This window comes from Allosphingosinicella sp., from assembly GCF_059502505.1.
Genome location: NZ_JCACEU010000012.1, coordinates 61,695 through 84,940, shown reverse-complemented (window position 1 = coordinate 84,940; position 23,246 = coordinate 61,695). Strand labels below are relative to the sequence as shown.

The 23,246-nt window shown below is 67.2% G+C and carries 29 protein-coding genes; 15 read left to right on the top strand and 14 right to left on the bottom strand.

All coding sequences use genetic code 11. The features are described 5' to 3' along the window. Positions 1-70 precede the first annotated feature (70 nt). The 7 genes from lptF to AC5JBD_RS00895 all read left to right on the top strand — a co-directional run bounded on the left by lptF (position 71) and on the right by AC5JBD_RS00895 (position 6,918). The gene (gene lptF / locus AC5JBD_RS00925; protein ID WP_495719950.1) at positions 71-1,273 is read left to right on the top strand and encodes an LPS export ABC transporter permease LptF; all 1,203 of its coding nucleotides are present in this window, start codon (positions 71-73) and stop codon (positions 1,271-1,273) included. Next, complete coding sequence (gene lptG, locus AC5JBD_RS00920) at positions 1,273-2,370, top strand: LPS export ABC transporter permease LptG (protein ID WP_495719875.1); 1,098 nt, start codon at positions 1,273-1,275, stop codon at positions 2,368-2,370. Before lptF ends, lptG begins: the two co-directional genes overlap by 1 nt. Beyond that, positions 2,367-3,863, top strand: a complete 1,497-nt coding sequence (locus tag AC5JBD_RS00915) for a lipopolysaccharide biosynthesis protein (protein WP_495719874.1) — start codon at positions 2,367-2,369, stop codon at positions 3,861-3,863. Before lptG ends, AC5JBD_RS00915 begins: the two co-directional genes overlap by 4 nt. Positions 3,864-4,028: 165 nt before the next feature. Then, positions 4,029-4,757, top strand: a complete 729-nt coding sequence (locus tag AC5JBD_RS00910) for a sterol desaturase family protein (protein WP_495719949.1) — start codon at positions 4,029-4,031, stop codon at positions 4,755-4,757. Between the two features lie 9 nt (positions 4,758-4,766). Continuing rightward, entirely contained in the window at positions 4,767-5,888 is a 1,122-nt protein-coding gene (locus tag AC5JBD_RS00905) for a YcaO-like family protein (protein WP_495719873.1), read from the top strand. Then, positions 5,885-6,613: a TfuA-like protein gene (locus AC5JBD_RS00900; RefSeq protein WP_495719872.1), complete on the top strand. Its 729-nt coding sequence runs from the start codon at positions 5,885-5,887 to the stop codon at positions 6,611-6,613. Before AC5JBD_RS00905 ends, AC5JBD_RS00900 begins: the two co-directional genes overlap by 4 nt. Next, on the top strand, positions 6,610-6,918 hold the full coding sequence (locus AC5JBD_RS00895; RefSeq protein WP_495719871.1) for a hypothetical protein: 309 nt from the start codon (positions 6,610-6,612) through the stop codon (positions 6,916-6,918). The genes AC5JBD_RS00900 and AC5JBD_RS00895 overlap by 4 nt, the downstream gene beginning before the upstream one ends. Positions 6,919-6,921: 3 nt before the next feature. Here AC5JBD_RS00895 and AC5JBD_RS00890 read toward each other — a convergent pair whose 3' ends face one another. Then, positions 6,922-8,523: a winged helix-turn-helix domain-containing protein gene (locus AC5JBD_RS00890; protein WP_495719870.1), complete on the bottom strand. Its 1,602-nt coding sequence runs from the start codon at positions 8,521-8,523 to the stop codon at positions 6,922-6,924. A gap of 455 nt (positions 8,524-8,978) precedes the next feature. On the opposite strand from AC5JBD_RS00890, the gene AC5JBD_RS00885 reads away from it, so the two are divergent. From AC5JBD_RS00885 to AC5JBD_RS00875, 3 genes are all read left to right on the top strand, one after another. Next, positions 8,979-9,527: a GNAT family N-acetyltransferase gene (locus AC5JBD_RS00885; protein ID WP_495719869.1), complete on the top strand. Its 549-nt coding sequence runs from the start codon at positions 8,979-8,981 to the stop codon at positions 9,525-9,527. Positions 9,528-9,549: 22 nt separating this feature from the next. Beyond that, complete coding sequence (locus tag AC5JBD_RS00880) at positions 9,550-10,692, top strand: N-acetyltransferase (RefSeq protein WP_495719868.1); 1,143 nt, start codon at positions 9,550-9,552, stop codon at positions 10,690-10,692. Positions 10,693-10,757: 65 nt separating this feature from the next. After that, positions 10,758-11,018, top strand: coding sequence for a hypothetical protein (locus AC5JBD_RS00875; RefSeq protein ID WP_495719867.1), 261 nt, complete (start codon positions 10,758-10,760; stop codon positions 11,016-11,018). Between the two features lie 7 nt (positions 11,019-11,025). Here AC5JBD_RS00875 and AC5JBD_RS00870 read toward each other — a convergent pair whose 3' ends face one another. The 4 genes from AC5JBD_RS00870 to AC5JBD_RS00855 form a co-directional block, all read right to left on the bottom strand. Continuing rightward, positions 11,026-11,541, bottom strand: coding sequence for a DUF2239 family protein (locus tag AC5JBD_RS00870; protein WP_495719866.1), 516 nt, complete (start codon positions 11,539-11,541; stop codon positions 11,026-11,028). A 65-nt stretch (positions 11,542-11,606) separates the two neighbouring features. Further along, on the bottom strand, positions 11,607-12,392 hold the full coding sequence (xth, locus tag AC5JBD_RS00865) for an exodeoxyribonuclease III (RefSeq protein WP_495719865.1): 786 nt from the start codon (positions 12,390-12,392) through the stop codon (positions 11,607-11,609). A gap of 24 nt (positions 12,393-12,416) precedes the next feature. Then, positions 12,417-12,752 (bottom strand): HesB/IscA family protein, encoded by a 336-nt coding sequence (locus AC5JBD_RS00860; RefSeq protein WP_495719864.1) that lies wholly within the window; start codon positions 12,750-12,752, stop codon positions 12,417-12,419. Between the two features lie 41 nt (positions 12,753-12,793). Next, positions 12,794-12,922, bottom strand: coding sequence for a hypothetical protein (locus AC5JBD_RS00855; RefSeq protein ID WP_495719863.1), 129 nt, complete (start codon positions 12,920-12,922; stop codon positions 12,794-12,796). A gap of 148 nt (positions 12,923-13,070) precedes the next feature. Between AC5JBD_RS00855 and purS the strand changes: the two genes are divergently transcribed. Genes purS through AC5JBD_RS00840 form a run of 3 tightly spaced genes read left to right on the top strand, consistent with a single transcriptional unit; the run spans position 13,071 to position 14,358 of the window. Next, the gene (gene purS / locus AC5JBD_RS00850) at positions 13,071-13,304 is read left to right on the top strand and encodes a phosphoribosylformylglycinamidine synthase subunit PurS (protein ID WP_495719862.1); all 234 of its coding nucleotides are present in this window, start codon (positions 13,071-13,073) and stop codon (positions 13,302-13,304) included. Continuing rightward, entirely contained in the window at positions 13,301-13,966 is a 666-nt protein-coding gene (gene purQ, locus AC5JBD_RS00845; protein WP_495719861.1) for a phosphoribosylformylglycinamidine synthase subunit PurQ, read from the top strand. Before purS ends, purQ begins: the two co-directional genes overlap by 4 nt. A 59-nt stretch (positions 13,967-14,025) precedes the next feature. Then, positions 14,026-14,358 carry a YkvA family protein gene (locus AC5JBD_RS00840; protein WP_495719860.1) on the top strand — a complete coding sequence of 111 codons (333 nt, stop codon included), beginning with the start codon at positions 14,026-14,028 and terminating at the stop codon, positions 14,356-14,358. Here AC5JBD_RS00840 and AC5JBD_RS00835 read toward each other — a convergent pair. From AC5JBD_RS00835 to AC5JBD_RS00805, 7 genes are all read right to left on the bottom strand, one after another. Continuing rightward, the gene (locus AC5JBD_RS00835) at positions 14,349-14,792 is read right to left on the bottom strand and encodes a hypothetical protein (protein ID WP_495719859.1); all 444 of its coding nucleotides are present in this window, start codon (positions 14,790-14,792) and stop codon (positions 14,349-14,351) included. The genes AC5JBD_RS00840 and AC5JBD_RS00835 overlap by 10 nt on opposite strands. A gap of 81 nt (positions 14,793-14,873) precedes the next feature. Further along, positions 14,874-15,617: an aspartate/glutamate racemase family protein gene (locus AC5JBD_RS00830; protein ID WP_495719858.1), complete on the bottom strand. Its 744-nt coding sequence runs from the start codon at positions 15,615-15,617 to the stop codon at positions 14,874-14,876. A gap of 133 nt (positions 15,618-15,750) precedes the next feature. Beyond that, a complete protein-coding gene (locus tag AC5JBD_RS00825; protein WP_495719857.1) occupies positions 15,751-17,169 on the bottom strand; it encodes an NAD(P)(+) transhydrogenase (Re/Si-specific) subunit beta in 1,419 nt (472 codons plus the stop codon). After that, complete coding sequence (locus AC5JBD_RS00820; protein WP_495719856.1) at positions 17,169-17,453, bottom strand: proton-translocating transhydrogenase family protein; 285 nt, start codon at positions 17,451-17,453, stop codon at positions 17,169-17,171. Before AC5JBD_RS00820 ends, AC5JBD_RS00825 begins: the two co-directional genes overlap by 1 nt. Further along, positions 17,453-17,743 (bottom strand): hypothetical protein, encoded by a 291-nt coding sequence (locus AC5JBD_RS00815; protein WP_495719855.1) that lies wholly within the window; start codon positions 17,741-17,743, stop codon positions 17,453-17,455. Before AC5JBD_RS00815 ends, AC5JBD_RS00820 begins: the two co-directional genes overlap by 1 nt. A gap of 157 nt (positions 17,744-17,900) precedes the next feature. Beyond that, positions 17,901-19,031 (bottom strand): NAD(P) transhydrogenase subunit alpha, encoded by a 1,131-nt coding sequence (locus AC5JBD_RS00810; RefSeq protein ID WP_495719854.1) that lies wholly within the window; start codon positions 19,029-19,031, stop codon positions 17,901-17,903. Positions 19,032-19,046: 15 nt separating this feature from the next. Next, a complete protein-coding gene (locus tag AC5JBD_RS00805) occupies positions 19,047-19,184 on the bottom strand; it encodes an aa3-type cytochrome c oxidase subunit IV (RefSeq protein ID WP_495719853.1) in 138 nt (45 codons plus the stop codon). A 159-nt stretch (positions 19,185-19,343) separates the two neighbouring features. Between AC5JBD_RS00805 and AC5JBD_RS00800 the strand changes: the two genes are divergently transcribed. Both AC5JBD_RS00800 and AC5JBD_RS00795 read left to right on the top strand, forming a co-directional pair. After that, positions 19,344-20,801, top strand: coding sequence for a sigma-54-dependent transcriptional regulator (locus tag AC5JBD_RS00800; RefSeq protein WP_495719852.1), 1,458 nt, complete (start codon positions 19,344-19,346; stop codon positions 20,799-20,801). Between the two features lie 32 nt (positions 20,802-20,833). Beyond that, positions 20,834-21,586 carry an SDR family NAD(P)-dependent oxidoreductase gene (locus tag AC5JBD_RS00795; protein ID WP_495719851.1) on the top strand — a complete coding sequence of 251 codons (753 nt, stop codon included), beginning with the start codon at positions 20,834-20,836 and terminating at the stop codon, positions 21,584-21,586. Here the strand turns inward: AC5JBD_RS00795 and tgt are convergent. Together tgt and AC5JBD_RS00785 are read right to left on the bottom strand one after the other, a co-directional pair. Further along, positions 21,583-22,713 (bottom strand): tRNA guanosine(34) transglycosylase Tgt, encoded by a 1,131-nt coding sequence (tgt, locus tag AC5JBD_RS00790; RefSeq protein ID WP_495719850.1) that lies wholly within the window; start codon positions 22,711-22,713, stop codon positions 21,583-21,585. The genes AC5JBD_RS00795 and tgt overlap by 4 nt on opposite strands. A gap of 41 nt (positions 22,714-22,754) precedes the next feature. Continuing rightward, positions 22,755-23,201: a MarR family winged helix-turn-helix transcriptional regulator gene (locus AC5JBD_RS00785; protein ID WP_495719849.1), complete on the bottom strand. Its 447-nt coding sequence runs from the start codon at positions 23,199-23,201 to the stop codon at positions 22,755-22,757. Between the last annotated feature and the right edge of the window lie 45 nt (positions 23,202-23,246).

The window sequence follows — 23,246 nt, the reverse complement described above, 5'->3', positions numbered from 1 at the left end:
CGCCCCCATGGCCGCCCAGATGGTCCATGCTTGCGGCCAAAATATGGTCATGAGGCGTCGAAACTTGAACATTGTCACCCGTGTCGACCGCTATCTCGCCCGGCTGATCTTCGTGCCGCTGGTGGCGACGCTGGTGCTGGCGGCGATGCTGCTGTTGCTCGACAAGATGCTGCGCCTGTTCGATTTCGTCGTCAGCGAGGGCGGACCGGTCAACATCGTCTGGCAGATGCTGGCCAACATGATCCCGGAATATATGGCGCTCGGCATCCCGATCGGGCTGCTGCTCGGCGTGCTGCTCGCCTTCCGGAAGCTGGCGCTCAGCTCCGAGCTGGACAGCCTGCGCGGCGTCGGCCTCGGCTATGGCCGCCTGCTGCGGGTACCTTACATGTATGCGATCGCGCTGATGGCGCTGAACCTCGCCATCGTCGGATTTGTCTCCCCTTATGCGCGCTATGCTTATGAGGGGCTGCGCTTCGAATTGCGCTCCGGCGCGCTCGGCGCCTCGATCAAGGTCGGCGAGTTCAACCGCCTCGGCCAGCGCATGACCCTGCGGGTCGAGCGCAGCGATGACGAGGGGCGGCATCTGCACGGCGTGTTCGTGCGTGCGGAGACGGCCGATGGGCGCTCGGTCGCCGCCACCGCCGACCTCGGCACCTTCCTCGCCACCGAGGACGAGGACACGATCGTGCTGAGGCTGATGCGGGGCCGCCTCGTCCACGACGCACCTAACTACAAGGTGCCGCGCGTGCTGAGCTTCGAGCAGCAGGATCTGCCGATCGATCTTCCGGCGATCGAGTCCTTCCGCGGCCGCGGCGACGGTAATGACGAATTCACTCTGCCGGAGCTGATGCGGCTCGGTCGATCGGACCAGGCGCCCGAGAAGCTGCGCGATTCGGTGCGCGCCAATTTCCACTTCCGGATGGTGGAGATCGCGATGATGGCGCTGATGCCCCTGCTGGCGGTGGCGCTGGCGGTGCCGCCCAAGCGCAGCACGTCGGGGCTCGGCATCTTCCTGTCGATCGTGATGGTCGTCACCTATCATAAGGTGAACCAATATGCCGAGCAGATGGCGGCGCAGGACCGGCTCGATCCGATCCTCGCGCTGTGGACGCCGTTCGCCGTCTTCGCCGGCATCATCCTGTGGATGTACTGGACGCTGGCGCACAAGCCGGGCGGCCAGCCGATCGGCGCGCTGGAACGCGCCTTCGCCAAGAGCGGCAAGACGATCGGGCGCATCTTGCGCATCCGGCGGCGGGAGCCCGGGATCGCCTGATGGTCAATCTCGACTTCTTTCCCTCCAAGCGCATTGCCATGTACATGGCGAAGCTGTTCGTGCTGCGCAGCCTCGCCGTGCTCGCCGCTCTCGTGGTCGTGCTGATGACGCTCGACCTGCTCGGCGAATCCGGCAAGATCCTCCGCGTCGAGGGCAATGGCGATGCCCAATTGTGGCTTTATGTCGGTCTTCGTATCCCGCAGCTCGTCGCGCGCTTCCTGCCCTTTTCGGTGCTGCTGGGGACTTTGATCACGCTGGCGACGCTCAACCAGAATAGCGAGATCGTCAGCATGAAGGCGGCGGGCATTTCCGCCCACCAGATCATCGCGCCGCTGGTGCTCGCGAGCCTCGCTATCGCGGCGGCCTCCTTTGTCTTTCAGGAAGCGGTGGTCACCAAGGCGACGGCGCGGCTCGCCTCGTGGCAGGCGGTCGATTACGGCCCGGTCCCGGCGGAAAGCGGCGTCGCCAACAATGTCTGGGTGCGGCACGAGGACGACCTCATCTTCGCGAAGGTGGTCACCGGCCGCGGTCAGGGCACACGGCTGCGCGGTGTCACCGTCTACGACCGCAGCGGCGGCACGCTCGAGACGATGATCCAGGCCGAGACTGCCCGGCCTGCCGGCGAGGGCTGGCTGCTCGACGGCGCAAGAGTGTTCGACGTAGCCAGCACCACCGAAAAGGCGGCGAGCGGCCTCATCGTCGGTCTCGGCGTCGATCCTACCCAGTTCACCCTCGCCAACGTCGACGCGGACGAGCAGGACTTTGCACAGCTCAGGGACTCGATCGCGCAGATGGAAGCCGCTGGGCGGCCCACCGGGGCGCTTCAAGCCGGTCTGTGGCACAAGATATCGGGCCCTCTGTCGGCCCTACTGATGCCGCTCCTGGCCGCCGTCGCGGCGTTCGGACTCGCCCGCTCCGGCCAGCTCTTCCTGCGCGCGGTCATCGGCATGGCGCTCGGCTTTGCCTATTTCGTCGCAGACAATTTCGCGCTCGCGATGGGTAATTTCGGAGCCTATCCACCCCTGCTCGCGGCGTGGGCGCCATTCGTGCTCTTCCTGCTCATCGGGGAAACGGTGCTGATCCGGACCGAGGAGTGAAGGTCAGCCGCAGCGATGTCGCGAGGGGGGCGGGACTGGCAGGCCTCGCCCGCCTCGGCGCGCTGATCGAAGCCGTCGCCCAGCCGCTCTTCATCTGGCTGTTCGGCCTCGCCACTTACGGGCTCTATGTGGTGCTCTGGGGCGCCATCAACCTGCTCTCGAACATCGTCGATCTCTCGATGACCGCCGCTCTCCAGCGCGTCGTCCCCACTGCCGAAAGAGAGGAGAGCGCCCATGCCGCCGTCAAGCTCGCCTTGCTGTTCGCTCTTGTCCCGTCCGTGGTCGCCGCCGCTCTGATCGCCATGTTCGCCGGGGAGATCGCACCGCTCTTCTCCGCCGCGCCCAAGGATCGCGACAGCCTCGCCACCGCCATCGCCCTGTTCGCGCCCGCTCTGCCTTTGTGGGTGTTCGTCGAGGTCGCGACCTCCGCCGCCCGCGCCCGCCGCGCCTTCGGTCCCGAGATCCGCCTGCGCATCTTCTGGGAGCAGATCGCCCGCATCCTCTTCGCGCTCGGCTTTTTCGCGGTGGGAGCCGGCACGCTCGGACTGATGGCCGCGCATCTCTCCTCGCTCGCGCTCACCGCTATGCTCTGCGTGCCGCTTCTCGCCCGTTACTACGACCTGAGGCTGGTCCTGCGCGCGCCCCTCCCCGCAGGGCTTCCCCGCACGATGCTGCTGACCGGTCTCGCCCTCCTCCCCGCCACCCTATCCCGCCGCCTGCTGATCGACGCGCCGCCCGTGGCGCTGAACCTGATGCTGCCCGGCACGAGGGGAGCGGTCGCCGCCGGTCTGTTCGAGATCGCCCGCAAGCTCTCGACCGTGCCGCTGATCGTCCGCCAGGCGTTCCAATATGTGATGGCGCCGCTCTCCTCCGCGCAGGCGCATGTCGACCGCGCCGAGCTGGGCCCCCTCTACCGCTTCGCCGCGCGCGTCTCGACCGCTCTGGTCGTGCCGCTGTCCGGCCTGCTCGTCTTCGCCGGGACCGACATATTGAGCGTCTACCGTCCGGAGGCGCAGGCGGCACTGCCGTTGCTCGCCCTGCTCGTGGCCGCCCGCGCAGCCGAGGCGATCGTCGGCCCTGCGACGCCGATCGTCGAGATGGCCGGCCACCGCCTCCTCCCGCTCCTCAACAGCGTCATCGGCGTTGCGCTCGGCGCCGCCCTCGCAATCTGGCTGGTGCCCGAGCAGGAGGCCCTCGGCATGGCGATTGCGGTCTCCGCCGCCACCGTGCTGATCGCTTATGCAGCAACGCTGGAGCTGCGCCTGTCGGACCGACTCTCGCCGTTCGACTACAAGCTCTTCCAGGGCCTGGGGATCGCTCTTGCCGGCGTCGCGCTGATGGCGCTGGCGGAGAGCGTGACCCGCGGCCCGCTTCGCTTCGGCTCCGTTCTCGCGCTCTGGGCGGCGACCAGCTGGCTGGCGCTGCGCTTCGGCCTGAACCGCCCGGATCGCGAGGCGCTGGGCGGCATCGCGCGCCGACTTCGCCTCGTCTAGCGCTGCGGCCCAAAATCTGCCTTATTGCGAATACATGACGGGCACATACATAGGCGGGGATAGGCAGAGCCGCCGCGCCAGGCTCAGGAAATCAAAGGGTTAGCCGTGAAGATCGCTCAAGCCACGCGTCCGGGATTCTGGAATCGCTCGCATCATCTGGACAAGATGACGCTGAAGGAGCTTTGGGTCGCCTACATCACCTATCCGGCGATCATCGCCTACGGGCTGCTCGCACTCGCGGCCATCGCTGTGTTTGCCTGGAAGCCGGCGCCGCTGGTGCCGACGCTTGCCGCGGTTCTGGTGTCCGCATTCATATATCCGCTGGTCTGGTACGTTCTCCACCGCTGGGTGCTGCACAGCCGCTGGATGTTCAAGCTGCCCTTCCTCGCCTCGACCTGGAAGCGCATCCATTACGACCACCATCAGGATCCCAATCACCTCGAAGTGCTGTTCGGCGCGCTCCACACCACGCTGCCGACGATCGCAATCGCGACCGCTCCGGTCGGCTATGCGATCGGCAGCCCGTGGGGCCCGGATGCGGCAGTGGGCGGCGCCGCGATCGCGTTCGCCACCGGCCTGCTCACCACCTGCCTCTACGAGTTCGTCCACTGCATCCAGCACCTCGCCTACAAGCCGAAGTCGAAGTGGCTGGCGGAGATGAAGAAGCGGCACATGGCGCACCATTTCCACGACGAGAACGGCAATTACGGCATCACCACCTTCTTCTGGGACAAGCTTTTCCGCACCTATTACGACCGCGCCGAACGGCCTGCGAAGAGCCCGACCGTCTTCAACCTCGGCTACACGCCGGAGGTGGCGGAGCGGTGGCCGCACGTGGCGCGGCTGAGCGGCGGCGTGGCGACCGGACATCCGCGCAAGCGCGGCGAAGGCTGAGCCTGCTCCGTGCTGCGTCGGGCGTCGGAGCCTGACGAACCTACCTTCGATTTTTTGAAAACCGCACTCGCCGCGGCGCGGCTATGCGGCGTGACGCGGCTCGCCGACGTCACTGGGCTCGACCGGCTGGGACTACCGGTCTGGCAGGCGGTGCGGCCGGCGGGATGGTCGCTGTCGGTGCATCAGGGCAAAGGCGCCTGGCCCGCCCAAGCGAAGATCGGTGCCTTATGCGAGGCAATCGAGGCGCATTGCGCTGAGCGCGTCCCTGGAGATGGGCCTGTGACAACTTTAGCCTCGCTGCCGGAGGGGCAGAGGGCTGCGGAGATTTCGGATTATTGCCGGGACCGAAGCCGGGTGCCGCCCCTCGACGCGCGGGTGCGCTGGTCCGAGGCGGCGGATCTTGCCAGCGGAGCGGCCTGCTATCTGCCGCACAACCTGGTCTCACTCGACTTCCGTAGCGAAACGACGAGCCTGTTCGAGCGGGTCAGCGGCGGCCTCGGCGCGGGGCCGGACGAGGAGCATGCGCTGTCGACGGCCTTGCTCGAGCTCGTCGAGCGTGACGCCGTCGGGGAGTGGCAGAGGCAGGATGCGGGCGCGCGGGCGGTGACGGCACTGAAGCTCGGCTCCGTGCCGTTCGAATGGTTCCGGGAGTGGCGGGAGCGTTTGGCGTGCGCGGGTGCGGACCTGCAGGTCTTCGAGTTGAAGACGGCGGCGGCGGTGCCGGCTTTCCTGTGCATCGTCGGCGGCGCGGGAGAATTCGGCAAGGGATATCGCAGGTTCGAGGGACATGCGGCGCATGGTTCAGCGGAGACGGCCTTGTTCAAGGCGCTGGCCGAGGCGATCCAGTCGCGGCTCACCTTCATCGCGGGGGTGCGGGACGACTTCCTCCCTTCCGCTTATCGGCGGCAGGAGGCGTCGCGGCGGCCGCAGGACTGGCCGCCGGACGGGGCCTTGCCGTGGCACGAGCGGGAGACGGTGGCGAGGCCTGTCGAGCATGTGGTGGAGCAATTGGCTCGGCGCGGTTTCCGGCAGGTGGCGGTGAAGCGGCTCGGAGAAGGTCTCGAGGGCGTATCGGTGGTGCGGGCCTTCGTGCCGGGCTTGGGATCATTGACGCGGACACGGCGGACATGAGGGTGATCGCCTTTGCCGGGCCGTCGCTGCCGCCATCGGCGCGGGAGGCCGTCGGCGACGTCGAGTGGAGGCCGCCCGCGGAAGCCGGGGACCTGTTGCGGCTCGATGCGGCGCCTGGAGACACGATCTGCCTGATCGACGGCTATTTCGACCACCGGCCGGCGGTGCGCCACAAGGAGATCTTGCTGCTGCTGTCTGAAGGCGTGCGGGTGCTGGGCGCTGGCAGCATCGGGGCGCTGAGAGCGGCGGAGATGGACAGGCTTGGGATGACAGGCGTCGGCGCAATCTACCGGGCCTATCGGAGGGGCACGATCACGGGCGACGACGAGGTGGCGCTGATCCATGCCTCCGAGGAGCGGGATTGGAGGCCTCTTTCGGTGCCGCTGGTGGACGTGCGGGTGACACTCTCGGAGGCGCTGCGGCGGCGGGCCCTGGGCCTGGCGGAGGCGCGGGAAGTGCTGCGCCGGGCCTCGACGATCCACTATGTCGACCGGAGCCGGGCAGAACTGGAGGCGTGGCTGCCGGGGCCAATCGTCGAGCAGAAGAAGGCGGATGCGATGCTTTGCGTGCGCGAGGCTCTGGGCAGCAGCGAGGCAAGGCCCCCACGGCCGCAGCCGATCGTCACATCATCGCTGCGCCGGCTGGCGGAGGAGTGCGGAATCGACCTTGAGGCGCGGGGGAAAGAGGATCACACTCACGGTCTCAGGGAGGAGAAACGAACATGAGCGAACAGGGGCAACCGCAATTCGTCGTCGGCTATGGCGGACGGCTCTACCGGGTCCAGGCAGTGGCGGAGCTCGACTCCGACGACCAGCAGATGCTGGCCATGCTCGACCAGGCGGGCGAGGTGGGCCGCGCGGTTATGCTGCCCGACCTGGAGGTGAAGTCGATGGCGGCGCCGAGCGCAGGCGCGAATATCGGCAACGATCCGGCGATGGAGCAGCCGATGGCGGGCGCGAACATCGGCAACGACCAGATGATGTCGCGGCCGTCGACCGCGGCCAATATCGGGGACGATCAGGACCGCTGACGCTCAGCCGAGCGCGCGGTCCAGCAGCCCGCCGAGCCAGGCGCGGCGCCCCTCGTCCTGAAAGGGATTGTGGAAGAGCGCCCATTCCTTGAGCCGCGCCTCATCGAGCGGCTCGGGCCGCGACCAGGCGCGTGCCATCAGGTCGCGCCAAGCGGACAGGCGCCTGGGCAGGTCCGGCGCTCCCGCGCCCGCCGCGGCGAGCAAGGCGTAGAGCTCGCTCATCACGGTCGGCTTCGGCTTGGCATGGTCGTCCGGGTGGTGGCGGCGGACCATCGAGAACTTCTCCGCGGCGAGGCCGAAATCCTCGCGCAGCAAGTGCAGCATGCCCTGCTCGAGATGCGGTGCCTCGCTCGGGAACGGGCTTAGGGTATCGCGCCGTTCGAGCAGGTCGGCTGCGCCGGCCAGGTCGTCGAGGAAGATGAAGCCGGTCGCGACTTCGATCAGCCGGCGCTGGTTGTAGGGATTGAGGTAGAGCGCCTCCTGCAGATGCTCGCGCGCGAGCATCTTCTCGCCCGCCCAGAGGTGGCACCAGCCCTTGGCAGTGTGGAGGTTGGACTCGGTCGGATCGATCGCGATCGCCTGGTGCGCAAGCTCATAGGCCCGCCCACGGGTCTCGTCCGTTGTCGAGCCGATGCCGCTGAAGCAGAAGTCGGTGTTGTAGAGGCGGGTGAGCGGCGGATAGGCCTGGGCAAAGCCGGGCTGCTCGGCGATCAGCCGTTCCCAGACCGCCGCGGTCTCCATGGCTTCGGCCAGGCTCTCGCCGCGGCGCATCCTGAGCTTGGTCTGGAAATAGAGTTCGTAAAGGTCGTGCGGCTGCTCCGACAGGTTCGCGAGCAGGTCGTCGTGCAGGCGCGGCAGCGCCGCCGCCGCGATCTTGCGGACCAGTGCCTCGACGTTGCGACCGAGATTGCCGGCGGTGAGATCAAGCGTCTCGGCCCAGAGGATCGCACCGGAACGCAGCCGCGAAAGGCGGGCGAAGACGCGAACGAGCTCGCCCTCCGGGAGCAGCTTCACCGACAGCTGATAGTCGCGGTTGCCGAACTGACCCTGCCCTTGTGCCGCTTCGGCATCCACATCGGAGACGAGGCGGATGTCCCGGAAGCGGGAAAGCGCGAACAGCACCTCCTCGCGCAAGGCAGGTCCGAAATGGGCGCGTGGGTCCTCGGCGGCCAAGGTTTCGAACTGGGGCAGGTAGAGCAAGGGCGGGCGACCGACGGGTTTCGGTTCCTCGCTCCTGTGCGCGGCAGGAGCGGTGCCGTTGGCCTTGCCTCCCCCGCCGCTCACCGGTGCGATGAAGCGGTAGCCGCGGCCGTAGACGCTCTCGATATACTGGGGCGAGCGCGGTTCGTCGCCCAGCGCCCGGCGCAGCTCCTTGATCACCGAGGTGAGCGCGGATTCGCTCACGATCGTGCCGTCCCAGACAGACGAGAAGAGCGCATCCTTGGTGATCAGCCGCCCCTGCTGCTCGGCGAGCATGCGGAGCACTCCGAAGGCCTTATGGCCGAGCTTGACCGGGCCGTGGGCGCCCCACAGCCGCTCGTCCTCCGTATCGAGCCGGAAGTCTCCGAAGACGAGGACCCTGCCCGGGTCCGTAGCAACTGACATAACCCCACCGTGCGAGACCCGGGGCTGGCCCCCCGAGCTCTCCCGCTGGCTAGCATGATGGAGCGCAATTCCAGAATCTTTTCACAATTGGCTCAGGATATCGGCCGCGCCCGCTCCTAATCCCGGTCCTGCAGGGAGAGCCGGAGGTGAGGATGTTCGAGTGGCGCCTGATTGCGATCGCAGCTTCGCTGAGCGCATTCGGTGCCGTCGTCGTCCTGGGCTGCTTGCCCAGCGCGGAGAGGGCTCTTGCCTGACGCGCTCACCTCTGGCGCGCTCCTGCCGCCGTTCAGCGCTGCGGCGCGACGGCGGCTCGAGCTCGGCAGCGGGGCGGCCGCGGCCGAGGCCGATCGGGAGAGACCGCCTTGCGCAGGAATATTCGGGGCGCGTGGGCCCACCAGCCCGCCCGGCATGGCAGCCGCCTTCGCACGTGGCGGCCGTCGTGTATAACCGGCGGAATGAAGGATGACGGGGGCGATGTCCGGGTCGAGACGCCGCGGCTGATCCTGAGGCGCTATCGGGAGAGCGACTTCGAGGATCTTGCAGCCATGGCGGCCGACCCGGGCATGTTCCGCTATTCCGAGCGGGGCCCGATGACCGGCGACGAAGCCTGGGGGCGGCTGCTGCGCCACGCCGGGCACTGGAGCTTGCTCGGCTATGGCGTCTTCGCCGTCGAGGAAAAGGAGACCGGCCGCTTCGTCGGCGAGGCGGGGCTGAGCCAGTTCCGTCGCGCGCTCGGTGAGCCGTTCGACAGCCGCCTCGAGGTCACCTGGTCGATTACGGCCGGGCGCCAGGGCCGAGGCTTTGCGCGCGAGGCCGCCGAGGCCGCTCTTCGTTGGATGGATGGAATTCAAGCCGAGGCGACGGTCTGCATGATCCACATCGCGAACGTCCCCTCGCTCAGATTGGCCGAGAAGCTGGGCTACCGGCCCTTCACGGAGATCGAGTATAAGGGGTATCCGGCCCTGCTGTTCGAGCGGGCCGCGTCACTCGGTGACAGGCTCTGAAGGAGCGGCTACCAGAGCGGCGATGAGCTCGCCCCCGGTTACCATCCGCCCCGTCGAGGACGCCGCCGACCGCAAGGCGTTCGTCGATCTCGCCTACACGCTCAACAAGGACGATCCCCACTGGGTGCCGCCGTTGAAGACGGAGGTGCACGGTCTCATCGACAAGCGCACCAACCCGTGGTTCGAGCATGCCGAGGCGCGCTTCTTCCTCGCCGAGCGAGACGGCGAGCCGGTCGGGCGCATCTCCGCGCAGGTCGACCAGGAGGTGCTGGAGCATATCGGCCCCGGCGTCGGCCAGTGGGGCATGTTCGAGGCCGCGGACGGCGAGGTCGCGGCAGAGCTGATCGCACGAGCCGAGGACTTCCTGCGCGGCCGGCGGATGAAGGTCAGCCAAGGTCCCTACAGCCTGTCGATCTGGGACGAGCCGGGCCTGCTCGTCAAAGGCTTCGATCATTCGCCAACGGTGATGATGGGGCATAACAGCCCACGCTACGAGGCCTGGGTCGAGGCCGCCGGCTATAAGGGCGTGAAGGACCTCCACACCTTCGACCTGGACGTGACGGGACCCTTCCCGCCGCTCGTTCAGCGCATCGTGGCCAGTGGCGAGCGCAACCCCCGGATCCGCATCCGCAAGGTCGACAAGAAAAGGTTCGACGAGGAAGCGGCTCTGATCCTCGGCATCCTCAACGATGCCTGGTCGGACAATTGGGGCTTCATCCCCCTGTCCGACGAGGAGATCGCCTATGCGGGCAAGAAGCTGAAGCCGATCGTCTATGAGGAGCTGATCCGGGTGGCGGAGGTGGACGGCGAGCCGGTCGCCTTCATGATCACCCTGCCCGACCTCAACGAACTCACCCGCGACCTCGACGGGCGGCTGTTCCCCTTCGGCTGGGCGAAATTGCTGTGGCGCCTCAGGAAGCCGCAGGTACGGACGATGCGCGTGCCGCTGATGGGGGTGGTGAAGCGGCTCCAGTCGACGCGGCTGGCCAGCCAGCTCGCCTTCATGATGATCGAATATATCCGCCGCGACGCGATCGTGAGCTTCGGCTGCTCGCGGGGCGAGATCGGCTGGATCCTCGACGACAATGTCGGCATGCGGTCGATCGCCGAGACGATCGAAAGCAAGGTCAACCGCATCTACAGGATCTACGAAAAGCCTCTTTGAGGACCGTTTCGCAACCTCGGCGCCCTAGTTTCGTTCAGCGGCTCGTCAATCTTAAGGACGATGTCATGAGAGCCGCCCCTGCCCTTCTCGCCTTGATCGTTGCGGTGGACCTTGCCGCCTGCGGGAGCCCGCAGCCCGCGACCAACAGCACCGAGCAGCTGGACGAGGCGGCGGCGCAGAGCGATCCTGCCGCCGCCGAAGCCATCGAGGATGCAGTCGACAATGGCGCCGGCCCGCAGGAGGCGCTGCAGGCCGGCGGCAATGCCCAGGCGAACACGGTGACCGCCGACCCGGCGCCGACCCCCACGCCCACACCCGAAGGATAGTGGACGATCAGGTTTGGAGCAGCCGCGCGATATAGGCGCGGATGTCGTCGGGCCATCCTGAGACCAGTTCGGAGAAACGGTCCGTTTCGCCGCGGTAGAGGGCACGGAGGGCTTCCTCGTAGCCGGCGCGGTCGCCGCAAGTCGCCTGCATGAAGCGATAGACGGCGTCGCGCCTTTCGCGCGTCGCCGAGGCTCCCGAGCGCCGGGCCTCGTCCACCAGCCGCCGCAGCGTCGCCGAAGCGCCGCCGGGCTGCCCTGCAAGCCAATCCCACTGGCGCGGCAGCAAGGTGACCTCGCGGGCGGTGACCCCGAGCTTGGGACGGCCGCGCCCGCGCGGCTGCGGAGCCGACGCCCCCGCACCCCAATAATCGAGATCGGTTACCCGGCCGGTCTCGTCCTCGAACACGCGGATGTCGCTATGGTCGCCGGCGGCGAAGCGGTCCTCGATGAGGCGAGTCACCTCCTCGCGCACGCCGGCGGCGATAACGCGGTCCTCCAGAAATGCAGTCACGGTTGCAGTCATCGCCGCTCTCCTTCAGCGGCGATTTATACCCGGATCAAATGAGTGTCAATATCATCCGGATAGAATTATGTGTCTGTTTCCAGCCTCACCCAAGTCGGGGCGTGGTCGCTCGCTTTCTCACGGCCGCGATATTCCTTGTCGACGCCAGCATCGAGCAGGCGGTCGGCGGCGAGCGGGCTGAGCAGGAGATGATCGATGCGGAAGCCGGCGTCGCGCTGCCAGCAGCCGGCCGTATAGTCCCAGAAGGTGTAGATCGCGCCTTCGGGGTAGCGAACCCGGATCGCGTCGGTCCAGCCGCCGTTGAGGATGCGGCGGAAAGCGGCGCGGCTTTCCGGCTGCATCAGCGCATCCCTCGCCATGGCCTTGGCGGAGAAGACGTCATCGGGGTCGTCGGTCGGGATCACGTTCCAGTCCCCGGCGAGGATCACCGGGCGTTCCTCGGTCAGGAGCTCCAAGGCATGTTCGCGCAGGCGGTCCATCCAGGCGAGTTTGTAGGCAAACTTCTCGGTGCCGACCGGATTGCCGTTGGGCAAATAGAGGCTGGCGATCACGACGCCGCCCACCTCGGCCTCAATATAGCGGCTGTGGGTATCGTCCGGGTCGCCGGGGAGGCCGATGCGGCGGAGCGTCGGCGGGGCATTGGGAGTCAGGATGGCGACCCCGTTGAAGCCCTTCTGGCCATGCCAGACGCCGTCATAGCCGGCGGCGTGGATGTCGGCGAGCGGCAGCGAATCGTCGGCGCACTTGATCTCCTGGAGACAGACCGCGTCCGGCTTCTGCTCCTGCAGATATTCGATCAGCCGCGGCAGCCGCGCGCGGATGCCGTTGAGGTTGTAGGTGACGATCTTCATGGCGACGGCCTTAGCCGCCGCGGCTCAGATCGAGAAGCTGGTACCGCAGCCGCAGCCTGAGGCGGCCTGGGGGTTCCTGACCTGGAAGGCGGCGCCGCCGAGGCTCTCGACGAAGTCCACCGCGCTGCCGCGGACCAGGTCGAGGCTGATTTCGTCGACCACCAGGGTGACGCCGTCCTGGATTGCGGCAAGATCGTCGCCTTCCACCTTATCGGCGAGGCCGAAGCGATATTGGAAGCCGGCGCAGCCGCCGCCCTCGACCGAAAGGCGCAGGATTGCGGGCTTGCCCTGCCGCTCGGCAATGGCGGCGACACGGGCCGCGGCCGCGGGCGTGAGGGCGATGTCCTGGGTGGCGGTCATGAACGGGAGATAGGAGGGCGGCATCCCGCCCGCAAGCGAGGCTATTTGCGGACCCGGTAGCCGCTGATCACCCCGAACAGGAATGACATGGTAAGGCCAAGGCGCACCTTGCTCTCCGGGTCGTACCAGCCGAGCAGGCTGGCCCCGTAGACGAAGATGGCAATGAACATTCCAAGTGCCAGCGGCACCATAAGCGTTCCCCGAAGCAGGCTCGAGACGGCCGATCATCTCACGCAAGGGTAAAGCTCTGGTGAAGCTTGTGGCGCGAAAAACTTGCCGCCATAGAGCCGGCAACCCGCCAGCAGGAGCGTCCACGCCATGAAAGCCCGCGTCTACGTCACGCTGAAGAACGGCGTCCTCGACCCGCAGGGCAAGGCGATTCACCACGCGCTGGAAGGGCTGGGCTTTGCCGGCGTCAACGACGTCCGCGCCGGCAAGCTGATCGAGCTCGACCTTTCCGAGGGCATCGCCGATGCCGACATCGAGGCGATGTGCAGGAAGCTCCTCGCCAATACCGTGATCGAGAATTTCCGGATCGAGCGGGCGCAATGAAGAGCGCCGTGATCGTCTTCCCGGGCTCGAACTGCGACCGCGATCTCGCCGTGGCGCTGAAGGAAGTGAGCGGACACGATCCGGTCATGGTGTGGCACCGGGAAAGCGAGCTGCCCGAAGGTCTGGACCTGATCGGCGTCCCCGGCGGCTTCTCCTACGGCGATTATCTCCGCTCCGGCGCAATGGCGGCCAATTCGCCGATCATGCGCGCGGTGAAGAACGCCGCCGACCGCGGGGTCTCGGTGCTCGGCATCTGCAACGGCTTCCAGATCCTCACCGAGGCGGGGCTGCTGCCGGGCGCGCTGATGCGTAACTCGACGATCAGCTTCGTCTGCCGCGATGTCGACCTGAAGGTGGAGAACAGCCAGTCCGCCTTCACGAGCCGCTATGATGCCGGCGAGGAAATCCGCATCCCCGTCGCCCACCACGACGGCAACTACACGGCCGATGCGGCGACGCTCGACCGCCTCGAGGGCGAGGGCCGCATCGCCTTCCGCTATTCGGGCGAGGTCAACGGCTCCGCACGCGACATCGCGGGCATCATCAACGACAAAGGCAACGTCCTCGGCATGATGCCTCACCCGGAGCGGATGATCGAGCCGGCCCATGGCGGCACCGACGGCCGGCGGCTCTTCGAAGGCCTGCTGGAGGCGATCGGCTGAACGAGCCGAGGAAAGCCGCGAGCAAGACGCCGTCGCTCGTCCGGCAAATCCGCATCGAGGTGCATGCAGCCTGGCTGGCGGCGCGGGATGCACGGACGCCGTGGCATGCGCGGGCGGTGGGGCTGCTGGTGACGGCCTATGCCCTGTCGCCGATCGACCTCATTCCCGATTTCATCCCGCTGCTGGGCCTCGTGGACGACGGCCTGATCGTTCCGGCGGGACTGTGGCTGTTCGTAAAGCTGCTGCCGCCAGGCGTCATGGACGAGCATCGCCGCACTGCCGCCGCCGCGGCGGAGCGGCCGCGTTCACGCGCGGGTGCACTGATCGTCATTCTCGTCTGGATCGTGGCGGCCGTTCTGGCCGCGTGGCTGCTCGCCTGGGCTTACCGCTGAACCTTGAACAGGTCCTTGAGCTCGGCGAGGCTGGCATGGACGGTCACCGGCGCCTTCTCGAAATTCTCGGCGATCTGCTTCTCGAGCCGCGCCTGGCGGAAGCGCGGCGCTGCGTCCTGGCGGAGCATGCAGGCTTCGGTGAGGGCGAAGGCGGTTTCACCGTCGCTGGAAAGCTGCTCGGTGATTACCGAAGCTTGCTGGTCGGAGTCGATCGCCTTGGGGAAGCGGGCGGCGGCAAACGCCTGATAGACCAGGCGGCCGTGCAGTTCCTTGGTCAGCGGATCCTCGGCCCCGCGGGCTTCCTTCGCAAGCTCGTAGGAGACCTGCATGGCGAGGCTGCAGTGGAATGGGTTGCGGGCCTCGAGCTCGGCCGCGCCGGCGGCGGTGCCGATGAGTGAAAGTGCCGTGCCCCAAGCGATCGAAACGACGCGCATCCGTGCCTCCGTCCTGCTGTCCGGCAGGCGGAGTTAGTCGCAACGGGTGAAGATTCGCCTAAGCGCGGCTTCGACCGCCGGTTAAGCGTGCTCGGCCTCTTCCACTTCCACCGTCTCCTCTGCCTTGGGCTCCGGCTCCGTCAGGATCCACTCGACGGCGGCCTGGGCGTGGAGGGCAGTGGTGTCGTAGACCGGGAGCACGTTGGCGACCGGGTCAACCAGGAGGACGAGTTCGGTGCAGCCGAGGATCACGGCCTGCTGGCGCGCCTGACCCATGACGGTGAGGCAGGTCTTGAGCGTGCGCTGCGAAGTCCGCGAGACCTGGCCCCGCACCAGCTCCTGGAAGATGATCCGGTCGATCTCCTTCGCGGTGACCGGATCGGGCACGGACACGGCAATCCCCTGCGCCTCGATCCGCTCGCGAATATAGGATTCGGTCATGGTGGTGCGGGTGCCGATCAGGCCGGTGCGCTTGACGCCGTCCCTGGCCATCTTCGCGGCGGTCACGTCGGCGATATGGATCATCGGGATCTCGATCGCGCCGGCAATGCGGTCGAAGAATTTGTGGGCCGTGTTGCTGCACAGGATCAGGCCTTCGGCGCCGGCCCCTTCGAGCCGGATTGCCGAGTTGACCAGCATGTCGGCCGCGCCTTCCCAATCCTCGGCGCTGAGGAAGCCGTTATAGCGCTCGAAATCGAGGCTCTCGATCAGCAAAGGCGCCGAGGCTCCAGAGCCGCGGCGGCGGACCACGCCCTTGTTGATCTGCTCGTAATACATCGCGGTCGAGTGCCAGCTCGTGCCGCCGATCATTCCCAGTTTACGCACAACCCCACCTCGTTCCGTCTGCCCCGCAGCCGATGAATCGGCTGCCTCAGGCGCTCAGCCTAACGCTCGCTCAAAATGGTTAACAGGCTGCCGGTCGGAGTTACCCACCGCTTTTTGAAGCGGCTGGGGATTGTTACCCGAGATTCTTGACGATTTCCTCGACCATCTTCTTCGCATCGGCGAGGAGCATCATCGTGTTGTCGCGGTAGAAGAGCTCGTTGTCCACTCCGGCATAACCGACGCCGCCCATCGAGCGTTTGACGAACAGCACCGTCTTCGCTTTCTCCACATCCAGCACCGGCATGCCATAGATTGGCGACGATCTGTCTGTTTTTGCGGACGGATTGGTGACGTCATTGGCGCCGATCACGAACGCCACGTCGGCACGGGCGAATTCGGAGTTGATGTCCTCCAGCTCGAACACCTTGTCGTAATCGACGCTGGCTTCGGCGAGCAGGACGTTCATGTGGCCGGGCATACGGCCGGCGACCGGGTGGATGGCATATTTGACCTTCACTCCCTCGGCTTCGAGCAAATCGCCCATTTCGCGGAGGGCGTGCTGGGACTGGGCGACGGCCATGCCGTAGCCGGGGACGATGATGACCTGCTCGGCCTGCTTCATCAGGAAGGCCGCATCTTCGGCCGAGCCGCGCTTCCACGGCCGGTCGCTGGCGCCGCCGGGGCCGGCGATCGCGGCGTCGCCGCCGAAGCCGCCCGCAATCACGGAGATGAAGCTGCGGTTCATCGCGCGGCACATGATGTAGCTGAGGATCGCACCCGACGAGCCGACCAAGGCCCCGGTGATGATCATCGCGCTGTTCTGGAGCGTGAACCCCATCGCCGCCGCGGCCCAGCCGGAATAGCTGTTCAGCATGGACACCACGACCGGCATGTCGGCGCCGCCGATGGGGATGATCAGCAGGAAACCGATCAGGAAGGCGAGCGCCGTCACCGTCCAAAACATCCAGGGCTCGGGATCCGCCGCGACGGTCCACAGGCCGATCAGGACGAGGATGGCGGCGAGCGTGCCGAGATTGATGACGTGCCGCATCGGCAGCATGATCGGCTTGCCCGACATGTTGCCGTTGAGCTTCAGGAAGGCGATCACCGATCCCGAGAAGGTGATCGCGCCGATCGCGATGCCGAGGCCCATCTCGATCCGGCTGACCGGCAGGATCTCGCCGTCCGCGCCAACGATGCCGAACGCGCCCGGGTTGAGGAACGCGGCCGCCGCGACCAGCACGGCGGCCATGCCGACGAGGCTGTGGAAGGCCGCGACAAGCTGCGGCATCGCCGTCATGGCGATGCGCCGGGCGGTGAGGAAGCCGATCACGCCGCCGATCGCGATTGCCACCAATATTTCCGGCAGGCTTGCAATGTCGTGCATGACGAGCGTGGTCACCACCGCAATCGCCATGCCGAGCATGCCCATACGATTGCCGCGACGCGAGCTCTCCGGGCTAGAGAGGCCCCTGAGCGCGAGGATGAAGAGCGCGCCCGCGATCAGATAAGCGAGCGGCACCCAGGCCGGCACGTCAGCGACCTCGTGCATCAATGCCGCTCCTTCTTCTTATACATTGCGAGCATTCGCTCAGTGACCGCGAAGCCGCCGAAGATGTTCACGCTGGCGAGCACCACCGCGATCAGGCCGAGCCACTTGGCGGCGGCGGAGCCCGCTTCCGCCGAAGCGATCAGCGCGCCGACGATGATGACGGAAGAGATGGCGTTGGTGACGGCCATCAGCGGCGTGTGCAGCGCCGGCGTTACCGACCAGACGACATAATAGCCGACGAAGCAGGCCAGCACGAAGATCGACAGGATCGAGACGAATTCCATCAGCCGGCGCTCCAATGATCTTTCGGGTAGAGCCGCAGCTCCAGAGTTCTCAGCAATTCGGCATGGTGGCGGTGCCACTGCGCGGTGTCGAAGGTGGGGCAGCGTTCGCGGCCGACGCGCAGGGGGCCGCTCGCCTGCAGGGCGGCGGCGCCGTAGCGGGCCGCGAGGGCCGATGCGATCCAGGATTCCCGCTCGCTGAACTGGAGGCGCCAGCGATCCTCGACATCGGCGGGGTTGCGGCCCCAGCAGAGCATGTCCTGTTCGCGGGCGATCTCGCCGGCGGTGCGCATCGCCGCATAGACGGACAGATCAGGCGCGCGGCTCCAGCCGGTGCCGACCGTCGGGAGAGTGGGCGTCGTCGAGGCGCAGCCGGCGAGCGCGAGCAGGGCCGCGGCACCGGCGGTTCGGATGCTGTGGTTCGATCGTTTCAGCGCCCCCTCCCCGGCCTCAGGTTGCGAGCAGACGCTGGTTCACGACCTGACCGCCCTTCGTCAGGCGCACGCCCTGGACGATCTCGTCGTCGTCAGGGAGGACCGGCCGCTTCGCCTCCTTGTCCCAGAAGGCGCTGAGGAAGTTGTAGAGATTGCGGGCGTAGAGAGCGGAGGCGTCCGCGGCGAGGCGGCTCGGCATGTTGCGGTGGCCGACGATGCGCACCCCGTGGCGCTCGACGACTGATCCGAGCACCGCGCCTTCGACATTGCCGCCCTGCTCGACAGCGAGGTCGACGATGACGCTGCCGGGGCGCATTGAGGCGATCTGCGCGTCCGAGATCAGCCGGGGCGCCGGCCGGCCTGGGATCAGCGCCGTCGTGATGACAATATCCTGCTTGGCGAGATGGCCCGACACGAGCTCGGCCTGGGCGGCTTTATACTCGTCCGACATCTCGGTCGCGTAGCCGCCGGCGCCTTCGCCTTCGATGCCCGCGACCTTCTCCACGAAGATCGCCTTGGCGCCGAGGCTCTCGATCTGCTCCTTCGTCGCCGCGCGCACGTCGGTCGCGGAGACGATCGCGCCGAGACGGCGCGCGGTGGCGATGGCCTGCAGGCCCGCGACGCCGACGCCCATGATGAAGACGCGCGCAGCGGCGATCGTTCCGGCCGCCGTCATCATCATCGGGAAGGCCCGGCCATATTCGGCGGCTCCGTCGAGCACCGCCTTGTAGCCGGCGAGATTGGCCTGGGAGGACAGCACGTCCATCGACTGGGCCCGGGTAATGCGCGGCATGAACTCCATGGCCAGCGCTTCCACCCCTGCCTGGGCATAGCCGTCGACTCGGGAGCGCATGCCGAACGGGTTCAACGAGGCGACGATGAGGGCGCCGGGCGCGAGGCCGTTGAGGGATGTCGGATCCGGTCCCTGGACGCCGAACACCGCTTCGGCGCCGGTCAGCACCTGCTCGCGCGGGCCGACCATCGCGCCGGCATTCACATAATCGGAATCGGCGATCGAAGCCGCCTCGCCGGCCCCCGCCTCGACCGACATGCTGGCGCCCAGGCCAATGAATTTCTTGATGGTTTCCGGGGTGGCGGAGACGCGCCGCTCCCCTTCAGCCGTCTCTTTCAGAACCGCGATCTTCACCCCCCGCGGCCCCGATCAGGAGGAGATCAGAAGGACGACGATTGCCGCCACGATGAAGCTGACGATCGTACCCCACTTCATCATCCAGGCGAAAGAGGAATAGCTCTTCACATGGGCTTGAAGGTCGGCCTGAACTTCGCGGTCGGCTGCCATTTGATCCTCTTGTCGTCCCTGTCGCCTTCACTCTTATCAACTCGGCGCGTGCGAGGAAAGCCACCTGCGCCGACGGCCGGACAGCGCTTTCGACGCTGCCTTAAGGTCAATTTTACCGGAAGCCGATTATTGCGCCTGTCAAAGCGTAAAGGGGCGAGCATGCGGCCGGAAGCCACCCGTTGTCTGTTGCTGATCGACGATGAACCCGCGCAGCGCCGGCTGGTGACTGCGATCGGCGCGCGTGCCGGCTGGTGGGTGATGGGCGCGCCCGACGTGGAGACGGCGGGCAAGCTGCTCCAGGGCGAGCAAGGCGAGGAGGTCGATGCGATCCTGCTCGACCATTGGCTGCCCGGCCCTGCCGGCACCGAGGTCATCGAGCAGATCCGCGCGCTCCGTCCGGACCTGCCGCTGCTGATCCTGACCGCGCAGACCTCGGTCGCCGTCGCGGTCGAGGCGATGCGCGCGGGCGCCGCCGACTTCCTGGTGAAGCCGCTCGCGCCCGACCGCCTGCTCGCCGCGCTCAACGCCGCCACCGACCGCCGCAAGACGCATGGTGAGCTGAGGCCGCTGTCGGAGAAGATTTCCAAGCCGCTCGCCTTTGACGAGATCGTCGGCTCCGCACCGGAATTCCGCACTGCCCTCGCGATCGCCGCCAAGGCCGCCCGCGCCCGCGTCTCCGTGCTCATCGAAGGCGAGAGCGGCACCGGCAAGGAAGTGATCGCCCAGGCGATCCACACCGCGAGCCCTCGCGGCAAGAAGGGGATGATCACCGTCAATTGCGGCGCGATCCCTGAGAACCTCGTCGATTCCGTGCTGTTCGGCCACGAAAAGGGCGCGTTCACCGGCGCCTTCGACCGGCATATCGGCCGTTTCGAGGATGCCGAGGGCTCCACCCTGTTCCTCGACGAGGTCGGCGAGCTGCCGCTCGACACCCAGGTGAAGCTGCTCCGCGCAATCGAGACCGGTGAAATCCAGCGCGTCGGCAGCCGGATCGTCCAGACGGTGGATGTGCGGGTGATCGCCGCAACCAACCGCCGCCTGATCGACGAGGTCGCCAAGGGCACGTTCCGCGAGGACCTCTTCTACCGCCTGAACGTCGTCCACACCCAGATCCCGCCGCTCCGCGCGCGCCAGAGCGACATTCCCGGCCTCGCCCGCCACCTGCTCGCGCGGATCGCCGAGCAGCCGGGCATGCGCCATCTGTCGATCACCGACGACGCGCTGGCGGTGCTGATGGCCTATGGCTGGCCGGGCAACGTCCGCCAGCTCCAGAACGCCCTCTTCCGCGCTGCCGTCCTGTGCGACGGCAATGCCCTGACTGCCGCCGACTTCCCGCAGATCCGGCAGGAATCAACCTTCTCCAAGCGCGCCGACGATTATCATGCCAAGCCGCTCAACGGCGCCTCCAACACGGCGGCTTTGTCGGCCGGCGGCGGCATCACCTTGTTCGAATCGGACGGCAACATGCGCACGCTGGAGGAGATCGAGGCCGACGTGATCCGCCTCGCCATCGGCCATTATCGCGGTCGCATGACGGAAGTCGCTCGTCGCCTCGGCATCGGGCGGTCGACCCTCTACCGCAAGCTTGGCGAGCTGGGCATCGGGGACGCGGCGTAGCGAACGCGTCCGGCCGCTGCTAAGCTGGCCTCATGCGAGATTTCGAAGGCGCGATTTGCCTTATCACCGGCGCAGCGTCCGGCATCGGCGCGGCGACCGCAACCCTGCTTGCCGGCGACGGCGCGCGCAAACTGATCCTGGTCGATAGGGATGAGGGGCGACTGGCCGATTTCGCCTTCACACTGCCCTGTGAGCGCCAGCTGATCATCGGCGACGTGACGGACGAGGCGATCTGGCGCGACGCCGATCTGACCGGCCTCACCCACGCAGTGGTGAATGCCGGCATCGGCGCAGGCGGGCCGATCGTCGATCTCGACTTTGCCGAATGGCGGCGAGTGCTGTCGGTCAATCTCGACGGCGCGTTCCTGACGCTCCAGGCCGCAATGCGCGCGATGGGCGGGAGGGGCGGGTCGATCGTGCTGACCGCATCTGCGGCCGGGCTGAAGGCGGAGCCCGGGATCGCAGCTTATGCTGCGTCCAAGGCCGCCGTGATCCAGCTCGCCCGGGTTGCGGCGAAGGAAGGCGCGCCGTCGAACATCCGCGTCAACAGCATTGCGCCGGGGGGCGTGGAGACGCCGATCTGGCGCGGCATTCCGGGCATCGCCGAGATGATGGACCAGAAAGGCCAGGACGCGACGTTCCGGTCGCTCGCCTCGATCGCGACGCCGCTCGGCCGCTACGCCAGGGCAGAGGAGATTGCCGGGCAGATCGCCTTCCTGCTCTCCGACCGCTGCGCCTATGTGACCGGCAGCTGCTTCCTGTCGGACGGCGGCTACACGCTCTAGCGGCAGTAACGGGCGCGGAATTCGTTGGCGAAGGCGGCGAGGCGCTGCTCGGCGATCGCGTCGCGCAGGCCCTGCATCAGTTGCTGGTAGAAATGGATGTTGTGCTCCGTCATCAGCATCGCGCCGAGGATCTCGCCCGAACGGATGAGGTGGTGGAGATAGGCGCGGCTCCAGGTCTTGCAGACCGGGCAGGCGCAGGCGGGATCGAGCGGCCCCTGGTCCTCGCCGAACTTTGCATTCCTGAGGTTGATGGGACCAGCCGAAGTGAAAGCCTGGCCGGTGCGGCCCGAGCGCGTCGGGAGGACGCAGTCAAACATGTCGATGCCGCGCTCGACCGCGCCGACGATGTCGTCGGGCTTGCCGACGCCCATCAGGTAACGCGGCCGGTCTTGGGGAAGCTGGCCGGGCGCATAGTCGAGTACGGCGAACATCGCCTCCTGCCCCTCCCCCACCGCCAGGCCGCCGACGGCATAGCCGTCGAAGCCGATCTCGATCAGCTTCTCGGCCGAGATGCGGCGCAGTTCCTCGTCGAGCGCGCCCTGCTGAATGCCGAACTGCGCCGCCACGTCCGCGTGCTCGCCGCCGGACTGGAACGCGTCGCGGGAGCGGCGCGCCCAGCGCATCGAGCGCTCCATCGCCTCGGCCTGCACGTCACGAGTCGAGGTGGTCGGCACCAGTTCGTCGAAGGCCATGACGATGTCGGAGCCGAGCAGGCGCTGGATCTCGGTCGAGCGCTCCGGCGTGATCATGTGGCGCGAGCCGTCGAGATGCGATGCGAAGGCCACGCCTTCCTCGCTCCGCTTGGTGAGTTCGGACAGGCTCATCACCTGATAGCCGCCGCTGTCGGTGAGGATCGGGCGGTCCCAGCCCATGAACTTGTGCAGCCCGCCCAGCCGCGCGACCCGCTCCGCGCCCGGGCGGAGCATCAGGTGATAGGTGTTGCCGAGGATGATGTCTGCACCCGCCGCGCGCACGTCCGCCGGCTTCATCGCCTTGACAGTCGCCGCGGTGCCGACCGGCATGAAGGCGGGCGTGCGGATGTCTCCGCGCTTCATCGAGATCAGGCCTGTGCGGGCGCGGCCGTCGGTGGCGGAGATGGAGAAGGAGAAGCGGGCGCGCTCGGGCATCGGCGGCCCTTAGCGGCGATGTCCAGGAAGCGGAATGCCGCTCAGCCCTGCTCGCCGCCCTTGCTCAGCAGCTGGGTGACCGCGCTCAATGCCTCGACCAACGCACGGCGCTCACCGGCATCGAGATGCCCGATGCTGGCGGATACGTGATCATAGGTGCGCCGGTCCAGGCTGTCGAAGAAGGTCCTGCCCGCCTCCGTCAGCGCAATCGGGCGCTGCCGGGCATCCTCGCCCCGGCCCCGTTCGATCCAGCCGCGCTGTTCGAAACGCCCGATCAGGCGGCTGAGATAGCCGCGGTCGAGACCGAGCTCGGTCTGGACCTCCGCAGCCAGGACCGGCTGCCCGTTAGCAATCTCGAAGAGGATCCTCGCTTCGGTCAGGCTGAGGCCGCTTCCCATGAACGAGGAGTCGAGCACGCCCGAGAAGCGGGTGTGGAAGCGGTTGAAGGCCCGGAGCGCTTCCACAGCCTGCCTATGTGCATCGGACATGCAGCTTGACGTGCCGGTATTAGTTGCCACAGTCAACTAATCTGA